Genomic DNA, 18,207 nt, shown 5'->3' with positions numbered 1-18,207 from the left:
GGTGTCAGGTTCCAGGTCGAAGTCGCAGCAACTCGCCGTTGCTGTCGTCGGTCAGCAGGTAGATGAATCCGTCCGGGCCTTCACGCACGTCGCGCACGCGCTGCCCCAGATCGGGCAAAACTTTTTCCTCGCGAACCACGCGATCGCCATCGAGCACCAGGCGCACCAGATAGCGGAACTTGAGCGAGCCGGCCAGCAGGTTGCCCTGCCATGCCTTGCCATAGCGTTCGCTCTTCACAAAGACCATGCCCGAAGGTGCGATGGAAGGCTTCCAGTGGTGCAACGGTTGCTCGAGCCCTGGCTTGCTGGTGATGCCCCCGCCGATCTGGCCGCCGCCGTAGTTCTCGCCGAACGTGATGACGGGCCAGCCGTAGTTCTTGCCAGCCGCCGTGATGTTGATTTCATCGCCGCCTTGCGGACCATGTTCCATGGTCCACAGGCGCCCATCCGGTGCGAGCGCAGCGCCCTGGATGTTGCGGTGACCCAGGCTCCAGATCTCGGGCAAGGCATCGGTGCGCCCGACGAACGGGTTGTCGCTCGGTGCGCTGCCATCGGGCCGCACACGCACCACTTTGCCGTGGTGGTTGTCCAGTGTCTGCGCATCATTCATGCGCTGGAAGCGATCGCCGAGCCCGAGAAACAGGTTGCCATCGTCGGTCTGCACGATGCGGCAGCCAAAATGAAGGCGGCTGCTGAACTTGGGCTTCTGGCTGAAGATCACTTTCACGTCTTCCAGCGACCTGCCATCGTCGGAGAGACGAGCAGACGCCATCGCGGTGGAATTGCCCGAGCCCGTCGCAGCAGGCTCGGAATAACAGAAGTGCAGCGTGCGGTTGCGCTCGAAGTTGCGGTCGGCGATCACATCGAGCAGACCGCCCTGCCCCACGGCATCCACCCGGGGTACGCCCGACAGCGCATCCCCCACGCGACCATTGGCCTCGATCACTCGCATGCGCCCCGGGCGCTCGGTCACGAGCATGCGCCCATCCCCGACGAATGCCAGGCCCCACGGATTCTGCAATCCGCGCGCGACGACTTCGGTGTTGACGGTGGGCGATTGCGCATGCAATGCAGGGGCAACCAGCGTGCCCACCAGGGCGAACAGCGACAACAGGGGCGTGGCGAATGGGGGTGTCATGGGATGAAGGAAAGGATTTCGGAAAAGTTGGCGGCAATCAGGTTGGTGCGCGCGCACGCCGCCAGGTTCCCTGACATCAACCCAGTGGCCACACGCCGAACAACCAGCCATGCGCCCAGAACACGAAGAGCGCATAGGTGCCAAGGCCGAGCACCAGCGCGATGGCGTCGTTGGCGGCGCTGCCCGGGAGTGCGGGCGCAGGACGCGCCAGCCCGACGGCCGCGCGGCGCTTGACCGAAATGCGGTCGGCCACCGCCCACGCCAGGAAACCGCCGAAGAGCAGCACATCGGCCAGCGTGCCATTGGCCAGCAGATGGGCCGTGGCCCACAGCTTCACCGACAACAGCATGGGATGCTTTGCCGCGCGCTGGATGCGCCCGGGCAGGTAGGCCGCCAGCAGCAGCACGAACACCGGCAGCATGAGCAACAGTGCAGCGTGGCGCATGCCGGTGGGTGGCGCGTAGACCACCACAGGCGCTTGGCGCGCGAGACCGTATCCCCAGACCATGAGTGCAAGACCCACGAAGGACACCAGCGAATACAGGCCTTTGAAGCCTCCCTCACCCATGCGGCCCGCCAGTACTTGGCGTCCCTGGGGCGAAACGATGGACACGGAGTGCACACCCAGGAACAGCACCAGACCAACGATGAGCCACGCCATGAACTTCCCCTCTTGTGAACGCAAGGGGCACTGTAGCGCCCATGGCGCACCTGCGCGAGGTGAAGGTCAAGCCATCAGACGGGCGTTTCGGGCTGCGCGCGGCGCAGGCGCTCGCGGCTGTTGGACAGGTGCAGCCGCATGGCCTTGCGCGCGGCCTCGGCGTCGTGCTGGCGAATCGCCTGGTAGATGTTCTGGTGCTCGCCATGCACCCGTTTCAGATAGGCAAGCCGGCCCTCGGGCGCACTGCTCGCGGTGTTGAGCCGGGTCCGCGGAATGATCATGGTGCCCAGGTAGGTCATGAGATCTGCAAAGTGGCGGTTGCCGGTGGCGCGCGCCACCTCCATGTGGAACTGGAAGTCCGAGGGCACGGCATCGGAAGCCTCTTCAATCGACGCCTCGAAGGCGGCCAGCGCAGCCGCCATGTTCTGCAGGTGGCTTTCATCGCGGCGCTGTGCGGCCAGGCTGGCGGCTTCGCTCTCCAGACTGATGCGCAGTTCGAGCAGCGAGATCACGTCGGCCACGGTGGCGAAGTCCTCGGGAGCGACACGGAAGTTGCTCTGCTCCGGCGGCGCCATCACGAAAGTGCCGATGCCGTGGCGCGTCTCCACCAGGCCCGAGGCCTGAAGGCGCGAGATGGCCTCGCGAACCACGGTGCGGCTGACCTCGAACCGGCCCATCAACTCGGATTCGGTGGGCAGCTTGTCGCCCGTCTGCAGGCGGCCTTCGCGCATGTCGGCGGCCAGCGTATCGACGATCTCGGGCACCAGGCCGCGCTGGCGGCGGGGACGCATCGGCGGCGTGGCCTCACGGTCTAGGGTTTTCACTGAGAGCATGGTTTTTTCCTTGACACGCCATTCTCGCCTTTACACAATCCGCCCAAGTTGTCTGACAACCGACAACAGACAACGGAAGTTGAGCGGACTGTAACAAACCACCCGGCAAAGTCCAAGCCCTTTTCTCCCGCCAGCGCCCACCTCATGGAAACCACGCTCAAGACCCATCACCGCCTGCTGCTCACCGGTGCCGCCGGCGGCCTGGGCACCGCCCTGCGCACGCGCCTCAAGGCCAACTGCGAGGTGCTGCGCCTGTCCGACAAGGCCGGCCTGGGCAACGCGCAGGCCGGCGAGGAAATCGTGCAGGCCGATCTCGCCAACGCCGACGAAGTCGATGCCATGGTGAAGGGTGTGGACGCCATCGTGCACATGGGTGGCATCTCGGTGGAGGCGCCTTTCGCCGCCATCCTGCAGGCCAACATCCTCGGCGCCTACCACCTCTACGAAGCGGCCCGGCGGCACGGTGTGAAGCGCATCGTGTTCGCCAGTTCGAACCATGTGACCGGTTTCTACAAGCAGAGCGAGACCATCCATGCCGACCACCCGCCCCGCCCCGACGGCTTCTACGGCCTGAGCAAGGCCTTTGGCGAAGACCTGGCCCGCCTGTACTTCGACCGCCACGGCATCGAGACCGCGTGCGTGCGCATCGGCTCCTCGTTTCCGGAGCCCAAGGACCGCCGCATGCTCGCCACCTGGCTCAGCTTCGACGATCTGCACCGTCTGATCACCGCGTGCCTGAGCACCCCCGTGCTTGGCCACAGCATCGTTTTCGGCATGTCCGACAACGCCGTGACCTGGTGGGACAACAGCCGCGCGCGCCACATCGGCTTCGTGCCGCGCGACACGTCCGATGTGTTCCGCGACGCTGTGTTCGCACGCACCAGCCCGCCCGACCTGAGCGACCCTGCGGCCATCTACCAGGGTGGTGCGTTCGTCAAGGCCGGCCCGTTCTGAACATGAACCCCAGGATCGAACTGCTGATCGACGCACGCAACGGCGTGGGTGAGAGCCCGACGTGGGACGTGCAACGGCAGTGTCTGTTCTGGGTGGACATTCCTGGCCGTTCGCTGTGGTGCTGGAACGCCGGTACAGGCCGCTCGCGCCAGTGGCCCACGCCAGAGATGATCGGCTGCATTGCCTTGGCCAGAGGCAGTGGGGGTACCCCACACGGCCGCTGGGTGGCCTGCATGGAAACGGGCGTGGCCGTGCTCACGCCATGGGAAAACGGAACGCTGGGCTTCGAAAAACTGGCCCCTGTGCATCACCCGCAGGCCGGCATGCGTTTCAACGACGGCCGCTGCGATCGCCAGGGCCGGCTGCGCGCCGGCACCATGGTCTCGAACATGTCGCTGGCTGCATCGACGGGCCGTGTCTACGCTTTCGACAGTGGCGAATTGCGCCGCCTGCTGGACGGCTTGATCACCCCCAATGGCATGGCCTTCAGCCCCGATGGCCGAACCATGTACCTGTCGGACTCGCACCCGGACGTTCAGACCATCTGGGCTTTCGACTACGACGTCGACACCGGCACGCCGCACCGGCAGCGCGTGTTCGTCGACATGAAGCCCCTGCCCGGCCGGCCCGATGGTGCGGCCGTGGACGAAGACGGCGGCTACTGGATCTGCGGCAACGACGCCGGCCTGGTGCACCGCTTCACTCCCGACGGGCGACTCGATCGTTCGATCGCGGTGCCGGTGAAAAAGCCCGCGATGTGCGCCTTTGGTGGCCCTGGGCTCGACACCTTGTTCGTCACCTCCATCCGGCCCGGCGGCGATCTCTCCGATCAGCCGCTGGCCGGCGGCGTGTTCGCGCTGCACCCCGGCGTGCGCGGACTGCCGGAAACCGCCTGCGCATTCTGACAAGAGGCATCAAGCCCCCTCCACTGGTCTCGTTCATCCACCCAACGCCAATCCTGAGGAAGACATGAAGCTCCAACCTGCCCTGATCGCCCTGGCTGCGTGCGCCGCCCTGGGCGCCCAAGCCGCCGAGTTCCGCTCGGCCGACATCCACAACGCCGACGACTACCCCACCGTGGCCGCCGTCAAGCACATGAGCGAGCTGCTGGAGAAAAAGAGCGGCGGCAAGCACAAGATCAAGGTGTTCAACAAAGGGGCGCTGGGCACCGAGAAGGAAACCATCGACCAGGTGAAGATCGGTGCGCTGGAAATGACGCGGGTGAACATCAGCCCGATGAACTCGATCTGCCAGAAAACGCAGGTGCCCACCATGCCGTTCCTGTTCAGCTCAGTGGAACACATGCGCAAGACGCTGGACGGCCCCATCGGCGAAGAGATCCTGAAATCCTGCGAAGACCAGGGCTATGTGGGTCTGGCGTTCTACGACAGCGGCGCGCGCTCGCTGTACTCCAAGAAGCCCATCAAGACGGTGGCCGACGTGAAAGGCCTGAAGGTGCGTGTGCAGCAGTCCGAGCTGTGGGTGGCGCTGATCGGTGCCATGGGCGGCAACGCCACGCCCATGCCGTTCGGCGAGGTCTACACCGGCCTGAAGACGGGCCTGATCGACGCGGCGGAAAACAACATTCCCTCGTACGAATCCACCAAGCACTACGAGTCGGCCAAGTACTACTCGCGCACGGAGCATTCGATGGCACCAGAAATGCTGCTGATGTCCAAGGTCGTCTGGGACAAGCTGCCCAAGGCCGAGCAGGACATGGTGCGTTCGGCGGCCAGGGAATCGGTGGCCTTCCAGCGCAGGAAGTGGGATGAGCAGGAAGCCAAGTCGCTCGCGGCAGTGAAGGCCGGCGGCGCTGAAATCGCCGAGGTGGACAAGAAGTCCTTCCAGGCGGTGATGGGTCCGGTCTACGACAAGTTCATGACCACGCCGGATCTGAAACGCCTGGTGAAGTCGGTCCAGGACTCCAAATAGCCCCGGGCGGCTTCGCGTCGCTCTCGCACCGCCCCTCCCACACCTGGACGGGGCCGGTGCTCCAGGAGAATTCATGTACACCAAGCTCTGCGCCGGCCTGTCCCGGCTCAGTCTGATGCTGGCGGTGGTCGGCCTGATCGCGCTCGTGCTGTGCGTTCAGTACCAGGTCATTGGCCGGTACATCATGAACGACACCCCCACCTGGGCCGAAGCGCTGGCGCTGCTGCTCGTGCTGTATGTGACCGCGCTCGGGGTGGCGGTGGGCGTGCGCGACGCGGGCCACATCGGCCTTGAATCCATGGTGGCGCTGTTGCCCGATCGCTGGCGCCATTGGGTCGAATTGCTCATTCATCTGCTGGTGGGCACCTTCGGCGCGATCATGGTCTACGGCGGGTGGATCTGGGCCCAGGCGAAGTGGGGTCAGGTCAAGCCTTTGCTGGGGGTGAGCGAGGCGATGGACTACATCCCGCTGATGATCGCGGGCGTGCTCATCGTCATGTTCTCGATCGAGCATTTCCTTGCGCTGCTGCGCGGCCAGACCGTGGAGCCCGCATGGAACTGACCATCCTCGCCGTCAGCTTCACGCTGCTGCTGCTCATCGGGGTGCCGGTGGCGTTCGCCATCGGGCTGTCATCCGTCGTGACCATCCTCGCCGCGGGCCTGCCGGTGGCCCTGGTGTTCCAGAAGATGGTGGGCGGCATGCAGGTGTTCAGCTTCCTGGCCATCCCGTTCTTCGTGTTCGCGGGCGAGCTGATGCTGTACGGCGGCATCGCCGATCGCATCGTTCGCTTCGCCAACAGCCTGGTGGGGCACGTGCGCGGCGGACTGGGCATGAGCAACGTGCTGGGCTGCACCATCTTCGGTGGCGTGGCCGGTTCGCCGCTGGCCGACGTGTCGGCCATTGGCTCGGTGATGATCCCGTTGATGAAGAAGGAAGGGTACGACGCGGACTATGCGGTCAACGTCACCACCCACGCAGCGCTGGTGGGCGCCATCATGCCGACCTCGCACAACCTCATCATCTTCACGCTGGCCACCTCGGGCATTGCGTCCGTCAGCGTGATCAGCCTCATGCTGGCCGGCCTGCTGCCTGCGGTGCTGCTCACGGTGTGCAACCTCGCTGCAGCCTATTGGGTCGCGATCCGGCGCGGCTACCCGGTGCGTGGCGGCGGCTTCGTGGGGTGGAACATCGTGCTGGCCGCCTTCCTCGCCTCCATTCCCGGCCTGCTGGTGGTGGTGATCATCCTGGTCGGCATTCTTTCAGGTGCCTTCACCGCCACCGAGTCGGCTTCCATCGCCGTGGCCTGGGCGCTGTTCATCACCACGGTGGTGTACCGCTCGCTGACCTGGGACAACTTCCTGAAGGCCTGCGCCAAAGCGTGCAAGACCACGGGTGTGGTGCTGCTGTTGATCGGCATCTCGGCCGCCTTCGGCTACTTCATGGCCCTCTATGAAGTGCCGCAGGTCACCGGTGAACTCATGAAATCGGTGTCGGACAAGCCCTGGGTGATCTTCCTCATGATCAACCTGCTGCTGTTCGTGCTCGGCACCTTTCTCGACATGGCCGCCACCATCCTGATCTGCACACCGATCTTCCTGCCGATCGCGATGCAGTACGGCATGGATCCCACCCAGTTCGGCATCGTCATGCTCATCAACTGTGCGCTCGGCCTCAACACCCCGCCGGTGGGCTCGGTCCAGTTCGTGGGCTGTGCCATCGGTGGCATTTCGGTGGGACAGGTCATGCGCACCATCGCGCCTTTCTACGGCGCGCTCGGCGTGTGTCTGATGCTCGTCACCTACATACCCGCGTTTTCGCTCTGGCTGCCCAGCCTCTTCAAATGAACCTCAAGGAGATTTCCATGTCATTGAACCGTCGACAACTCATCGCTGCCACAGCCGCCATGGCCACCGTGGGCCTGCCCGCACAGGCGCAAAGCTTTCCCAACAAGCCGGTCAAGATCATCGTGCCCTACCCGCCCGGTGGCTCCTCGGACATCATCGCGCGCGCCATCAGCCAGCCCCTGTCCGAAAGCCTGGGCCAGTCCGTCATCGTGGAGAACCGCCCCGGTGCCAACGGCAACCTGGGTGCCGACCTGGTGGCCAAATCGGCACCCGATGGCCACACCCTGCTGCTGTGCGACGTGGGCGCGCTGGCGATCAGCCCCTCGGTCTACACCAAGCTGTCCTTCGATCCGGGCAAGGACCTGCGCGGCGTGACCATGCTGGCGTACTCACCCCACATGCTGGCCGTGCACCCGTCGGTGAAGGCGAACTCGCTCAAGGAACTGGTGGCACTTTCCAAGACCACCGACCTGAACTTTGCGGTGACCGCCGTCGGCAGTGCGCCGCACGTGGCTGGCGTGGCGGTAGAGCGTGCCACCGGCGCCAAATGGACCTACGTGCCCTACAAGGGCGGCTCGCAGGCCGTGACCGATACCGTGGCAGGCCAGACCCAGGTGATCATGAACGGCATGCTCGCCACGTTGCCGCACGTGCAGAGCGGGCGCCTCAAGGTGCTCGGCATCTCGAAGAAGACGCGCATGCCGCTGGTGGGTGAAGTGCCCACGCTGGCCGAGCAGGGCGTCACCGATTTCGAATCGGGTACCTGGCAGGGTGCGCTGGTGGCCAATGGCACGCCGGCCGCGATCATCGCGCGCCTCAACGCCGAACTCATCAAGGCCATCCGCAGCCCCGACGTGCGCGCGCGCCTCACCGGGCAAGGCGCCGAAGTGGTCACCATGCAATCGGCCGAGCAGGACCGCTTCTTCGAGCGTGAGCGCAAGCGCTGGGCAGAAGTGGTCGCACAAGCCAACATCAAGCTCGACTGAGTCCAGGCCCGTTGCAGAGGACCGTACGTGAACCCCCAGGAACTCAAAACCACAGTGGGCTCAGGCCTGCTTTCATTCCCCGTGACCGACTTCGATGAACAGGGAAACTTCAACGCCAGTGGCTATGCTGCGCGGCTGGAGTGGCTGGCGCCTTACGGTGCCAGCGCGCTGTTCGCGGCGGGTGGCACCGGCGAGTATTTCTCGCTCAGTGGCACCGAGTACAGCGAGGTGATCAAGACCGCAGTGAACACCTGCCGCGGCAAGGTGCCGATCATCGCTGGTGCGGGTGGCCCCACCCGCACCGCGGTGGCACACGCACAGGAAGCCGAGCGACTTGGCGCGCAAGGCGTGCTGCTGTTGCCGCACTACCTCACCGAAGCGGGCCAGGAAGGTCTGATGGCGCATGTGGAACAGGTGTGCCAGAGCGTGAAGCTGGGCGTGATCGTCTACAACCGAAACGTCTGCAAGCTCACGCCCGATTCGCTGGCGACCCTGGCAGAACGCTGTCCCAACCTGATCGGTTTCAAGGACGGTGTGGGCGACATCGAACTCATGATGTCGATACATCTCAAGATGGGTGAGCGCTTCTCCTACCTCGGTGGCCTGCCCACGGCCGAGGTGTACGCGGCGGCCTACAAGGCCCTGGGCACACCGGTGTACTCGTCTGCGGTGTTCAACTTCATCCCGAAAACGGCCATGGATTTCTACCATGCCGTGCGCACCGATGACCACGCCACGCAGCACCGCCTGCTGAAGTCCTTCTTCATGCCGTACCTGGACATTCGCAACAAGAGCCAGGGCTATGCGGTCAGCATCGTGAAGGCTGGCGCGTCGCTCGTGGGACAAGGTGCCGGCCCGGTGCGCGCGCCACTGACCGACCTCAAACCCGCCGAAAGGGAACAGCTCGGCGCGCTGATCCGTGCACTCGGCCCACAATGAGGGGATGAGTCCGACGCCCTTTTCCCAACTGCTCGATCCGGCCCGCTTTCATGGCGAGGTGGATGGCCGACCCACCGCCCTCTTCTTCCTGCGCAACGCGCGCGGCATGGTGGTTGCCATCACCAACCTCGGCGCCAAAGTGCTGCAGATCGTGGTGCCCGATCGACAGGGTGAGCTGGGCGACGTGGCGCTCGGCTATGACTCCCTGGATGACGTGCTCATGGGGTCGCCATCCATGGGCGCCTTCGTCGGACGCTACGCGGGGCGCATCGGCGGAGCGCGTTTCTCCCTGAATGGGCGAGAGCATGGACTCACGCCGAATGCCGGCGCGCACTGCATTCACGGCGGCCCGCGCGGCGCTCGCCACCGCGTCTTCGATGCCACTCAGACGGACGCACAGACCCTCGTGCTGCACCACCGCTTCCTCACCGCCGAAGACAACTTCCCCGGCACGCTGGACCTGCAGCTCACCTACCGCCTCGACGAAGACAACGCGCTCTGGATCGAACACGTGGCCACGGCGCTCGACGATCCCGGCCCGGCGAGCTTCACGAGCCACATCTATTTCAACCTCGATGGCGTGGGCCGGGACCAGCGCATCGACGACCACGTGTTGCACGTGCCCGGCGCGAACACGGTGCTGGCCACCGGCCAGGACGGCATCGCCACCGGCTTGTTGGTACCGCTGGATGGCCACGTGCACGACCTGCGATCGCCAAAGACACTGAGCACCTTGCCCGACATCGATCTCAGCTACCCCCTGGCACGCAACCCTGAGGGCTCGACGCGCCTGTGCGCGCACCTGCACAGCCCCACCAGCGGACGGACTCTCGAGGTAAGAACCAGCGAGCCGCTGCTTCAGGTCTACACCGCCGGCCAGTTGGGCGCCGCTGAGAAGCCCGATCTGGGGAAACAAGGCGTTCGACACCGACCGCGCGCGGCGGTTTGCCTGGAACCCCAGCAGTTCCCCAACGCGCCCAACTGCCCGGAATTGCCTCAAAACCTGGTCTCATCCGGACGCCCGTACCAAGGCACCACGGTGTACCGGTTCGGCGTGCTCTGAATCGAAGTTAGCATCCACTCTCTTTTATTCTCCTCAACCCGAATGGACAAGGAACTTCGGGTTTAGCACTCACTCCTAGAGAGTGCTAATATTCTTGGCCGAACACCTGAGGAGGGTTCTCATGTCTCACGCTCTCGCCCCTGTCGCTTCTGCCACCCAAGGCTCGCTGGCCGTGGCCAATCCCTGGGCGCTGGTGCCACCGCTCGGCAACCTGGACGCCTACATTTCTGCGGTGAACCGCCTGCCACTGCTCACGCTCGAGCAGGAGCAGCAGGCCGCCCGCCGCCTGCGCGACGACAACGATCTTGAGGCCGCCAGCCAGCTGGTGATGTCGCACCTGCGCCTGGTCGTCTCCATTTCCCGCCAGTACCTGGGTTACGGCCTGCCGCACGGCGACCTGATCCAGGAAGGCAACGTGGGCCTGATGAAGGCCGTGAAGCGTTTCGATCCCGATCAGGGCGTGCGGCTGGTGAGCTATGCCATGCACTGGATCAAGGCCGAGATTCACGAATACGTGCTGAAGAACTGGCGCATGGTCAAGCTGGCCACCACCAAGGCGCAGCGCAAGCTGTTCTTCAACCTGCGCTCGCGCAAGCAAGGTTTTCGTGCCGATGCGCTCGACGGCGACACCCACCGCGAAGTCCTGTCCGATGGCGAGGTGGACGTGATGGCCCGCGAGCTCAACGTCAAGCCGGAGGAAGTCCGCGAGATGGAAACCCGGCTTTCGGGCGGGGACGTGGTGCTGGACCCCGCGCCGGGTGATGACGGCGAGGACAGCTTCGGGCCGATCGCCTACCTGGCCGATGGCACGCACGAACCCACCGCCGTGCTCGAATCCGCGCAGCGCGATCTGCTGGCCACCGAAGGCGTGGCCATGGCCATGAGCGAGCTCGACGAGCGCTCGCGCCGCATCGTCAGTGAGCGTTGGTTGAAGGTGAACGACGATGGCTCCGGCGGCATGACGCTGCACGAACTGGCGGCCGAGTACGGCGTCAGCGCCGAGCGCGTGCGCCAGATCGAGGTGGCGGCCATGAAAAAGATGCGCAAGGCGCTGGCCGCCTACGCCTGAAGTTGTTGCTCGGCTTCAACGAAAAAGCCGCCCCGGGGACGGCTTTTTCCTGCGAGAGTGTCGCGTTACTGTTCTCGGCGGAGAGCGGGAAAAAGAATCACGTCTCGGATGCTCGGGCTGTCAGTCAGCAGCATCATCAGCCGGTCGATGCCAATGCCGCAGCCGCCTGCCGGAGGCATGCCGTATTCCAGTGCCCGGATGTAGTCGGCGTCGTAAAACATCGCTTCCTCATCCCCGCCGTCTTTGGCGGAAGCCTGCGCTTGGAAGCGCGCAGCCTGGTCTTCGGCGTCGTTGAGCTCTGAGAACGCATTGCCGAATTCGCGACCGGTGATGTAGAGCTCGAATCGCTCGGTCACCTCGGGGTTCTTGTCGTTGGCACGGGCCAGCGGTGAAATCTCGGTCGGGTGGTCCATGATGAAGGTCGGGTTCCAGAGCTTGTCCTCGACCTTCTCCTCGAAATACAGCACCTGCAGGCTCGCCAGACTGCGACCGGAGAGCTGGTGTTTTTCCTCGCTCAGGCCCAGCTTCTTCAACTGGCCTGTGAGCCATGCCCCATCGTCCACTTTGTCGCCCGCGTCGGTGTACTTGACGATCGCTTCGCGAATCGTCAGCCGCTCGAATGGCGACAGCACGTCCACCGGTTGTCCCTGGTAGGTCAGCGGCTCATCGCCGCGCACCTGGCGCACCACATGCCGGATGAGCTGCTCGTTGAAGTCCATCAGGTCCTGGTAATTCCAGTACGCCGCGTAGAACTCCATCATGGTGAACTCGGGGTTGTGGCGGACGCTGATGCCTTCGTTGCGGAAATTGCGGTTGATCTCGAACACGCGATCGAAGCCACCGACCAGCAGACGCTTCAGGTACAGCTCGGGCGCGATGCGCAGGAACATTTCCTGGTCGAGGGCATTGTGGTGCGTCTTGAACGGCTTGGCGTTCGCGCCCCCGGGGATGGGGTGCAGCATCGGCGTTTCCACCTCGAGGAAGCCGTGCTTCACCATGAAGTCGCGAATGCTGGCCAGCGACTGGCTGCGCACCATAAAACGCTTGCGAGCGGTCTCGTCGGTCATCAGGTCCACGTAACGCTGGCGGTACTTGATTTCCTGGTCGGCGATGCCGTGAAACTTGTCGGGCAGCGGGCGCAGACTCTTCGTGATGAGGCGAATGTGGTTGGCCTGGATGGTGAGCTCGCCGGTGCGGGTGCGCATGAGCACGCCCTCGACGGCGATGATGTCACCCAGGTCCCAATGCTTGAACGCCTGGTGCCTCGCCTCACCCACGCCGTCGTTGTTCACGTAGATCTGGATGCGCCCGCTCGATGCGCCCAGGGAGGCGTCCTGCACCGTGGCAAAACTGGCCTTGCCCATGACGCGCTTGAGCATCATTCGCCCGGCCACGCTGACGCGCACCGGCTCGGCTTCCAGCGCTTCCTTGGTCGACTCGCCATACTTCTCGACCAGTTCGGCCGCCTTGTTCGCCGGCTTGAAGTCGTTGGGAAACGCCACGCCCAAGCCCTGTTTCTGAGCTTCCCGAAGGGCCTTGAGCTTCTCACGGCGTTCCGCGATCAGCTGGTTGTCGTCGTGCGCGGGCGCGGCAGAATCGGGGGTTTGAACTTGGGTCATGAATGAAAAATGGGTTGGGCACCGAAGTGCGCAACCCATGATTGTAGTTTTGAGCGGGCGGGTGCCTGCTGGACTCATTCCCCGAGGTAGGCCGCTCTCACTTTCGGATCGTCCAGCATGTCGCGACCATTGCCCGTCATGATGATCTCGCCCGAGTCCATCACGTAGCCGCGGTCGGCAATCTGCAGGGCACGGCGGGCGTTCTGCTCCACCAGCAGGATGGTCACGCCCTGGGAAGACACGTCGCGCACGACTTCGAAGATCTTGTCGACCATGATGGGCGACAGGCCCATGGACGGCTCATCCAGCAACAACACCTTGGGCTGGCTCATGAGTGCACGCGCCATGGCCAGCATCTGCTGCTCGCCACCGCTCATGGTGCCTGCCAGCTGGTCCTTGCGCTCGCGCAGGCGCGGGAAGATACCGAACATGCGTTCGATGTCCTGCGCAATGCCGGCCTTGTCCCTGCGGATGTAGGCGCCCATCTGAAGGTTCTCGGTGATGCTCATGCGTGTGAACACGCCACGACCTTCGGGCACCATGGCCAGACCTTGCTTGACCAGATCCCAGGCCCCTTTGCCCTTGATGCTCTGACCCAGGTATTCGATGTCGCCGGCTTCGTAGGCGAGTGAGCCAGTCACCGCCTTCATGGTGGTTGTCTTGCCCGCACCGTTGGAACCGATGAGGGAGATCAGCTCGCCCTCGCGCACTTCCAGATCGACGCCCTTGACGGCCTTGATGCCGCCATAAGACACCTTAAGGCCGCTGATTTTGAGGAGTGTGTTTGCCATTTGCATGAATCCTTGATCAGTGGCCGCCCGTGCCGAGGTAAGCCTCGATCACCTTGGGGTCCTTCTGCACATCCGCCGGCGAGCCGGAAGACAGCTGCTTGCCGTAGTCGAGCACGGTGACGCGGTCGCACAGACCCATCACCAGTTTCACGTCGTGCTCGATCAGCAGAATGGTGCGGTCGTCCTTGCGGATGCGGTCGATGAGTTCGCGCAGTTGCACCTTTTCGGTGGCGTTCATGCCGGCGGCCGGCTCGTCGAGCGCGATCAACTGAGGATCGGTGGCAAGCGCGCGGGCGATCTCCAGGCGACGCTGGTCGCCGTAGCTGAGCGTGCGCGATTTGTAGTCGGCAAACTTCTCGATGCCCACATAGGCCAGCAGTTCGCGCGCCCGGGCCGTGATGGCGGCCTCCTCGCGCTTGAAGCCGGGCGTGCGCAGCACGGCACCGATCAGGCCCGAATGGGTGCGCACGTGGCGCCCGACCATCACGTTTTCCAGTGCCGTCATCTCGGCAAACAGACGGATGTTCTGGAAGGTCCGGGCGATGCCGGCCTTGGCCACTTCGTGCACCGCTGTAGGGGTGTAGGGCTTGCCCGCCAGTTCGAAGGAACCGCTGTCGGGCGTGTACAGGCCGGTGAGCACGTTGAAGAACGTGGTCTTGCCGGCACCGTTGGGGCCAATCAGGCCATAGACCTGTCCGCGCTTGATTTCAATGCCCACGTCGCTCAGGGCTTGCAGGCCGCCGAAGCGCTTGGATACGTTGGCTACCTTGAGAATGGTGTCGCTCATTTTTCTTCTCCGCTCACTTGCTCAAGGACTTGCCGTGCTCGGGCGCAGGCCACAAGCCTTTCGGCCGGATGAGCATGACCACCACCATGGCCAGCGCAATCAACAACTGTCGCAGGATCTCGGGTGCGAGGCGGCCGTCGGTCAAGGCCGTCAGCGGATGGGCCACGTGGCGCAGCAACTCGGGCAGGCCGGCCAGCAGCAATGCTCCCAGGATCACGCCGGGAATGTGACCGATACCGCCAAGCACCACCATGGCCACCACCATCACCGACTCCATCAGCGAGAAGGACTCGGGTGAGACGAAGCGTTGAAAGGATGCGAACAGAACGCCTGAGACACCGCCGAAGGAGGCACCCATGCCGAAGGCCAGCAGCTTGAGGTTGCGCGTGTTCAGACCCATGGCCTTGGCAGCAATCTCGTCTTCGCGGATCGCCATCCAGGCGCGGCCAATGCGCGAATCCTGCAGGCGGTACGAGATGATCACGGCCAGCACCACGAAGAAAAGGAACAGGTAGTAGTACAGCGTGACCGGCTGGAAGGTGTAGTCGCCGATCGTCAGGCGCTTGCCCAGATCCAGTCCGAACACAGAGATGGTGTCGATCTGGCTGATGCCCTTGGGGCCGTTGGTGATGTTCACCGGGCGATCCATGTTGAGCAGGAAGATGCGGATGATCTCGCCGAAGCCCAGGGTGATGATCGCGAGGTAGTCGCCACGCAGCTTGAGCGTGGGAGCGCCCAGGATCATGCCGACCACACCGGCAATGACCGCGGCCAGGATCATGACCCACCAGATGCTGTAGTGCAGCCCATCAGGGAACATGGCCTGAATGGCCGGGAACGTGTTGGCCAGATGGGGTGAGCCCAGCAACGCAAAGACGTAGGCGCCCACCGCGAAGAAGGCGATATAGCCGAGATCGAGCAGGCCTGCGTAGCCCACCACGATGTTCAGGCCAAGGGCCAGCAGCACGTAGAGCAGGGCAATGTCCACAATGCGGACCCAGGAGTTGCTCCCGGTGGATTGCAGGATGATCGGCAGCAGCAGCAACGCGACAGCAGCGATCAGGAAGACGATGAGTTTGCCGGTTTTCGTGTTCATCATGGTGCTTCTCCTTTCCGGTCAGGCGCGGTCCGCCACGCGTTCGCCCAGCAGGCCCGAGGGACGCAGCGTGAGCACGATGGCCAGCACGATGAAGGCGAAGATGTCGGTGTACTGGCTGCCCAGCACACCGCCAGTGAGCTTGCCGAGGTAACCCGCACCTAGCGACTCGATCAGGCCCAGGGCGATACCACCCACCACAGCACCCGCGAGGTTGCCGATGCCGCCCATGACGGCAGCCACGAAAGCCTTGAGGCCTGGCATGAAGCCCATGGCGTGCTGCACCGTGCCGTAGTTCGAAGCCCACATCACGCCGGCAATGGCCGCCAGCATGGCACCGATGATGAAGGTGGCGGAGATGACCACGTCGGGCTTGATGCCCATGAGCGCGGCCACGCGGGGATTCTCTGCCGTGGCCCGCATGGCGCGCCCCAGGTTGGTTCGGTTGACCAGCCACATCAGGAAAGCCAGTGTGACCGCCGTGGTGGCGAGGATGACGACCTGTGTGACCGACACCACCGCGCCAGCGAACTCGATCGGCTCGCGCGAGAGCATGGACGGGTAGGACTTGGGATTTGGCGCCCAGATGATCATGGCGAATGTCTGCAACAGCAGCGACATGCCGATGGCGGTGATCAGGGGCGCGAGCCGGTTCGAATTGCGAAGGGGTCGGTATGCAAGCTTCTCGATCGAGAAGTTGAGGGTCGCGCAGACCACCATGGCGATGATGGTGGCGAAGAGAAGGACCAACCACGTGGGCATGCCGGTGGAGGCGTCCATCATCCAGCCGATGACGGTCCAGCTGGTGAGAGCTCCCACCATCAGCACGTCGCCGTGCGCAAAGTTAATCAGCCCGATGATGCCGTAAACCATGGTGTAACCCAGGGCCACGAGCGCATACATGCTGCCCAGCACCAGACCGTTGATGATCTGCTGAAGCAATACTTCCATGAAGGTTCTCCGTGTTTGTGATCAGCCACTTGCGTTGTGCGCCATGGCCTGCTTCAACCTAGCAAAAAACCCGCCAGACCTGACCTTGTAACAGGACAGACGGCGGGTTGGTGGGCGATTGTAGCGAGGCGTTTTCGGCCCCCCCATGCGTGTAAGCCCTTAGCGGGCGCGGGTTTACCCTGATTTCACCCAGGGCATCGACACAGCATCAGAGGGTTAGGCGTTGCATTAGTTATTTTGATCGTTACGGCCCTTGAGCTCACGCAACTTATCACGAATGCGCAGTTCCAGGCCACGATCCACCGGCTGGTAGAAACCAGGTTCGGCCATGCCCTCGGGCAGGTAGCGCTCACCTGCGGCAAATCCACCCGCTTCGTCGTGCGCGTACCGATACCCCTTGCCATAGTCGAGCGACTTCATGAGCTGGGTTGGCGCATTGCGAAGGTGCATCGGTACCGGACGCGTTCCGTCCTTCTTCACAAACGCCTTGGCGGCGTTGAAGGCTTTGTAGACCGCATTGGACTTGGGTGCCACCGCCAGGTAGACCACACATTCGGCCAGAGCAAGCTCGCCTTCGGGGCTGCCGAGCCGCTCGTAGACTTCGGCCGCATCCAGCGCCAGGCGCAAGGCCCGCGGATCGGCCAGGCCGATGTCTTCACTGGCCATGCGAATAAGGCGCCGTGCCATGTAGCGCGGGTCGGCGCCTCCGTCGAGCATGCGCACGAGCCAATACAGTGCGGCGTCCGGGTCCGATCCGCGCACGCTTTTGTGCAGGGCGCTGATGGTGTCGTAGAACTGCTCGCCACCCTTGTCGTAGCGGCGCATGCGTTCGCCCAGCACCTTGAGCAGCCACTCGTCGGTCACCTCCGCCAGCTTTTCACGCGCAGCCGCCACCGCCAGCGTTTCCAGTGTGTTGAGCAGACGGCGCGCATCGCCATCGGCATAGGCAATCAACCGGTCGACCGCCGCCGCTTCCACTGGAGGCACGGCGTCGATGGCGCGGGCCTTGGCCACGATCTGGCGCAGGTCGTCTTCGGTAAGGGGCTGCAGCACGTACACTGCCGCGCGCGACAGCAAGGCTGAATTCACTTCGAACGAGGGGTTTTCAGTCGTCGCACCAATGAAGGTGAACAGTCCGCTTTCCACATGGGGCAGGAAGGCATCCTGCTGGCTCTTGTTGAAGCGGTGCACCTCGTCCACGAACAGAATGGTGCGCTGCGCTGTGAGACCACTGCGGGCTGCTTCGGCACGTTCCACCGCCTCACGGATGTCCTTGACGCCACCCAGCACCGCACTGATGGTGATGAACTGGGCATCGAAGGCATCGGCCATCAAACGGGCGATGGTCGTCTTGCCCACACCAGGCGGCCCCCAGAGGATGCAGCTGTGTGGCTGGCCCGATTCAAAGGCCAGGCGCAAGGCCATGCCTTCCCCCAGCATGTGCTGCTGCCCGATCACGTCAGCCAGTGTGCGCGGTCGCAGACGCTCCGCCAATGGGACGTGGGCACCGGCTGCGGACACGGGCATGGCTTGCGAAAGACCG

General features: G+C 63.9%; 18 protein-coding genes. 9 read left to right on the top strand and 9 right to left on the bottom strand.

The annotated features are described in order from the left end of the window. Positions 1-4: 4 nt before the first annotated feature. From ACTIF6_RS21235 to ACTIF6_RS21225, 3 genes are all read right to left on the bottom strand, one after another. The gene (locus ACTIF6_RS21235; protein ID WP_439589820.1) at positions 5-1,138 is read right to left on the bottom strand and encodes a PQQ-dependent sugar dehydrogenase; all 1,134 of its coding nucleotides are present in this window, start codon (positions 1,136-1,138) and stop codon (positions 5-7) included. A gap of 76 nt (positions 1,139-1,214) precedes the next feature. After that, positions 1,215-1,799, bottom strand: a complete 585-nt coding sequence (locus ACTIF6_RS21230) for an NnrU family protein (protein ID WP_439589819.1) — start codon at positions 1,797-1,799, stop codon at positions 1,215-1,217. Positions 1,800-1,873: 74 nt separating this feature from the next. After that, a complete protein-coding gene (locus ACTIF6_RS21225; RefSeq protein WP_439589818.1) occupies positions 1,874-2,632 on the bottom strand; it encodes a FadR/GntR family transcriptional regulator in 759 nt (252 codons plus the stop codon). Between the two features lie 144 nt (positions 2,633-2,776). On the opposite strand from ACTIF6_RS21225, the gene ACTIF6_RS21220 reads away from it, so the two are divergent. The 9 genes from ACTIF6_RS21220 to rpoH all read left to right on the top strand — a co-directional run bounded on the left by ACTIF6_RS21220 (position 2,777) and on the right by rpoH (position 11,420). Then, complete coding sequence (locus ACTIF6_RS21220; RefSeq protein ID WP_439589817.1) at positions 2,777-3,586, top strand: NAD-dependent epimerase/dehydratase family protein; 810 nt, start codon at positions 2,777-2,779, stop codon at positions 3,584-3,586. Positions 3,587-3,588: 2 nt separating this feature from the next. Then, a complete protein-coding gene (locus ACTIF6_RS21215) occupies positions 3,589-4,491 on the top strand; it encodes an SMP-30/gluconolactonase/LRE family protein (protein ID WP_439589816.1) in 903 nt (300 codons plus the stop codon). A gap of 64 nt (positions 4,492-4,555) precedes the next feature. Beyond that, a complete protein-coding gene (locus ACTIF6_RS21210; protein ID WP_439589815.1) occupies positions 4,556-5,518 on the top strand; it encodes a TRAP transporter substrate-binding protein in 963 nt (320 codons plus the stop codon). A 73-nt stretch (positions 5,519-5,591) separates the two neighbouring features. After that, positions 5,592-6,080 (top strand): TRAP transporter small permease, encoded by a 489-nt coding sequence (locus tag ACTIF6_RS21205; protein ID WP_439589814.1) that lies wholly within the window; start codon positions 5,592-5,594, stop codon positions 6,078-6,080. After that, positions 6,071-7,363: a TRAP transporter large permease gene (locus ACTIF6_RS21200; protein ID WP_439589813.1), complete on the top strand. Its 1,293-nt coding sequence runs from the start codon at positions 6,071-6,073 to the stop codon at positions 7,361-7,363. Before ACTIF6_RS21205 ends, ACTIF6_RS21200 begins: the two co-directional genes overlap by 10 nt. Positions 7,364-7,380: 17 nt before the next feature. Next, a complete protein-coding gene (locus ACTIF6_RS21195; RefSeq protein WP_439589812.1) occupies positions 7,381-8,349 on the top strand; it encodes a Bug family tripartite tricarboxylate transporter substrate binding protein in 969 nt (322 codons plus the stop codon). A gap of 27 nt (positions 8,350-8,376) precedes the next feature. Continuing rightward, positions 8,377-9,288, top strand: coding sequence for a 5-dehydro-4-deoxyglucarate dehydratase (kdgD, locus tag ACTIF6_RS21190; protein ID WP_439589811.1), 912 nt, complete (start codon positions 8,377-8,379; stop codon positions 9,286-9,288). A 4-nt stretch (positions 9,289-9,292) separates the two neighbouring features. Beyond that, positions 9,293-10,351, top strand: a complete 1,059-nt coding sequence (locus ACTIF6_RS21185) for an aldose epimerase family protein (RefSeq protein WP_439589810.1) — start codon at positions 9,293-9,295, stop codon at positions 10,349-10,351. A gap of 121 nt (positions 10,352-10,472) precedes the next feature. After that, positions 10,473-11,420: an RNA polymerase sigma factor RpoH gene (rpoH, locus tag ACTIF6_RS21180; RefSeq protein ID WP_439589809.1), complete on the top strand. Its 948-nt coding sequence runs from the start codon at positions 10,473-10,475 to the stop codon at positions 11,418-11,420. A 65-nt stretch (positions 11,421-11,485) separates the two neighbouring features. On the opposite strand, the gene lysS is transcribed toward rpoH, so the two are convergent. The 6 genes from lysS to ACTIF6_RS21150 all read right to left on the bottom strand — a co-directional run bounded on the left by lysS (position 11,486) and on the right by ACTIF6_RS21150 (position 18,191). Continuing rightward, complete coding sequence (gene lysS, locus ACTIF6_RS21175) at positions 11,486-13,039, bottom strand: lysine--tRNA ligase (RefSeq protein WP_439589808.1); 1,554 nt, start codon at positions 13,037-13,039, stop codon at positions 11,486-11,488. Positions 13,040-13,113: 74 nt separating this feature from the next. Continuing rightward, positions 13,114-13,830, bottom strand: coding sequence for an ABC transporter ATP-binding protein (locus ACTIF6_RS21170; RefSeq protein ID WP_439589807.1), 717 nt, complete (start codon positions 13,828-13,830; stop codon positions 13,114-13,116). Positions 13,831-13,846: 16 nt separating this feature from the next. Beyond that, entirely contained in the window at positions 13,847-14,617 is a 771-nt protein-coding gene (locus ACTIF6_RS21165; protein ID WP_439589806.1) for an ABC transporter ATP-binding protein, read from the bottom strand. A gap of 13 nt (positions 14,618-14,630) precedes the next feature. Next, positions 14,631-15,716: a branched-chain amino acid ABC transporter permease gene (locus tag ACTIF6_RS21160; protein WP_439589805.1), complete on the bottom strand. Its 1,086-nt coding sequence runs from the start codon at positions 15,714-15,716 to the stop codon at positions 14,631-14,633. Positions 15,717-15,734: 18 nt separating this feature from the next. Beyond that, positions 15,735-16,664, bottom strand: a complete 930-nt coding sequence (locus ACTIF6_RS21155; protein ID WP_439589804.1) for a branched-chain amino acid ABC transporter permease — start codon at positions 16,662-16,664, stop codon at positions 15,735-15,737. A gap of 228 nt (positions 16,665-16,892) precedes the next feature. Further along, the gene (locus tag ACTIF6_RS21150; protein ID WP_439589803.1) at positions 16,893-18,191 is read right to left on the bottom strand and encodes a replication-associated recombination protein A; all 1,299 of its coding nucleotides are present in this window, start codon (positions 18,189-18,191) and stop codon (positions 16,893-16,895) included. Positions 18,192-18,207 lie beyond the last annotated feature (16 nt).

The organism is Hydrogenophaga sp. (genome assembly GCF_051860785.1).
GTDB lineage: Bacteria > Pseudomonadota > Gammaproteobacteria > Burkholderiales > Burkholderiaceae_C > Hydrogenophaga.
Note: the sequence above shows the minus strand (reverse complement) of the source record. Positions and strands in the feature narration are given on the sequence as shown.

What these genes read in the sequence shown, in the direction of transcription:
- ACTIF6_RS21235 (WP_439589820.1), bottom strand. Translation starts at nt 1,138, where the DNA reads ATGACACCCCCATTCGCCACGCCCCTGTTGTCGCTGTTCGCCCTGGTG.
- ACTIF6_RS21230 (WP_439589819.1), bottom strand. Translation starts at nt 1,799, where the DNA reads ATGGCGTGGCTCATCGTTGGTCTGGTGCTGTTCCTGGGTGTGCACTCC.
- ACTIF6_RS21225 (WP_439589818.1), bottom strand. Translation starts at nt 2,632, where the DNA reads ATGCTCTCAGTGAAAACCCTAGACCGTGAGGCCACGCCGCCGATGCGT.
- ACTIF6_RS21220 (WP_439589817.1), top strand. Translation starts at nt 2,777, where the DNA reads ATGGAAACCACGCTCAAGACCCATCACCGCCTGCTGCTCACCGGTGCC.
- ACTIF6_RS21215 (WP_439589816.1), top strand. Translation starts at nt 3,589, where the DNA reads ATGAACCCCAGGATCGAACTGCTGATCGACGCACGCAACGGCGTGGGT.
- ACTIF6_RS21210 (WP_439589815.1), top strand. Translation starts at nt 4,556, where the DNA reads ATGAAGCTCCAACCTGCCCTGATCGCCCTGGCTGCGTGCGCCGCCCTG.
- ACTIF6_RS21205 (WP_439589814.1), top strand. Translation starts at nt 5,592, where the DNA reads ATGTACACCAAGCTCTGCGCCGGCCTGTCCCGGCTCAGTCTGATGCTG.
- ACTIF6_RS21200 (WP_439589813.1), top strand. Translation starts at nt 6,071, where the DNA reads ATGGAACTGACCATCCTCGCCGTCAGCTTCACGCTGCTGCTGCTCATC.
- ACTIF6_RS21195 (WP_439589812.1), top strand. Translation starts at nt 7,381, where the DNA reads ATGTCATTGAACCGTCGACAACTCATCGCTGCCACAGCCGCCATGGCC.
- ACTIF6_RS21185 (WP_439589810.1), top strand. Translation starts at nt 9,293, where the DNA reads ATGAGTCCGACGCCCTTTTCCCAACTGCTCGATCCGGCCCGCTTTCAT.
- rpoH (WP_439589809.1), top strand. Translation starts at nt 10,473, where the DNA reads ATGTCTCACGCTCTCGCCCCTGTCGCTTCTGCCACCCAAGGCTCGCTG.
- lysS (WP_439589808.1), bottom strand. Translation starts at nt 13,039, where the DNA reads ATGACCCAAGTTCAAACCCCCGATTCTGCCGCGCCCGCGCACGACGAC.
- ACTIF6_RS21170 (WP_439589807.1), bottom strand. Translation starts at nt 13,830, where the DNA reads ATGGCAAACACACTCCTCAAAATCAGCGGCCTTAAGGTGTCTTATGGC.
- ACTIF6_RS21165 (WP_439589806.1), bottom strand. Translation starts at nt 14,617, where the DNA reads ATGAGCGACACCATTCTCAAGGTAGCCAACGTATCCAAGCGCTTCGGC.
- ACTIF6_RS21160 (WP_439589805.1), bottom strand. Translation starts at nt 15,716, where the DNA reads ATGATGAACACGAAAACCGGCAAACTCATCGTCTTCCTGATCGCTGCT.
- ACTIF6_RS21155 (WP_439589804.1), bottom strand. Translation starts at nt 16,664, where the DNA reads ATGGAAGTATTGCTTCAGCAGATCATCAACGGTCTGGTGCTGGGCAGC.
- ACTIF6_RS21150 (WP_439589803.1), bottom strand. Translation starts at nt 18,191, where the DNA reads ATGCCCGTGTCCGCAGCCGGTGCCCACGTCCCATTGGCGGAGCGTCTG.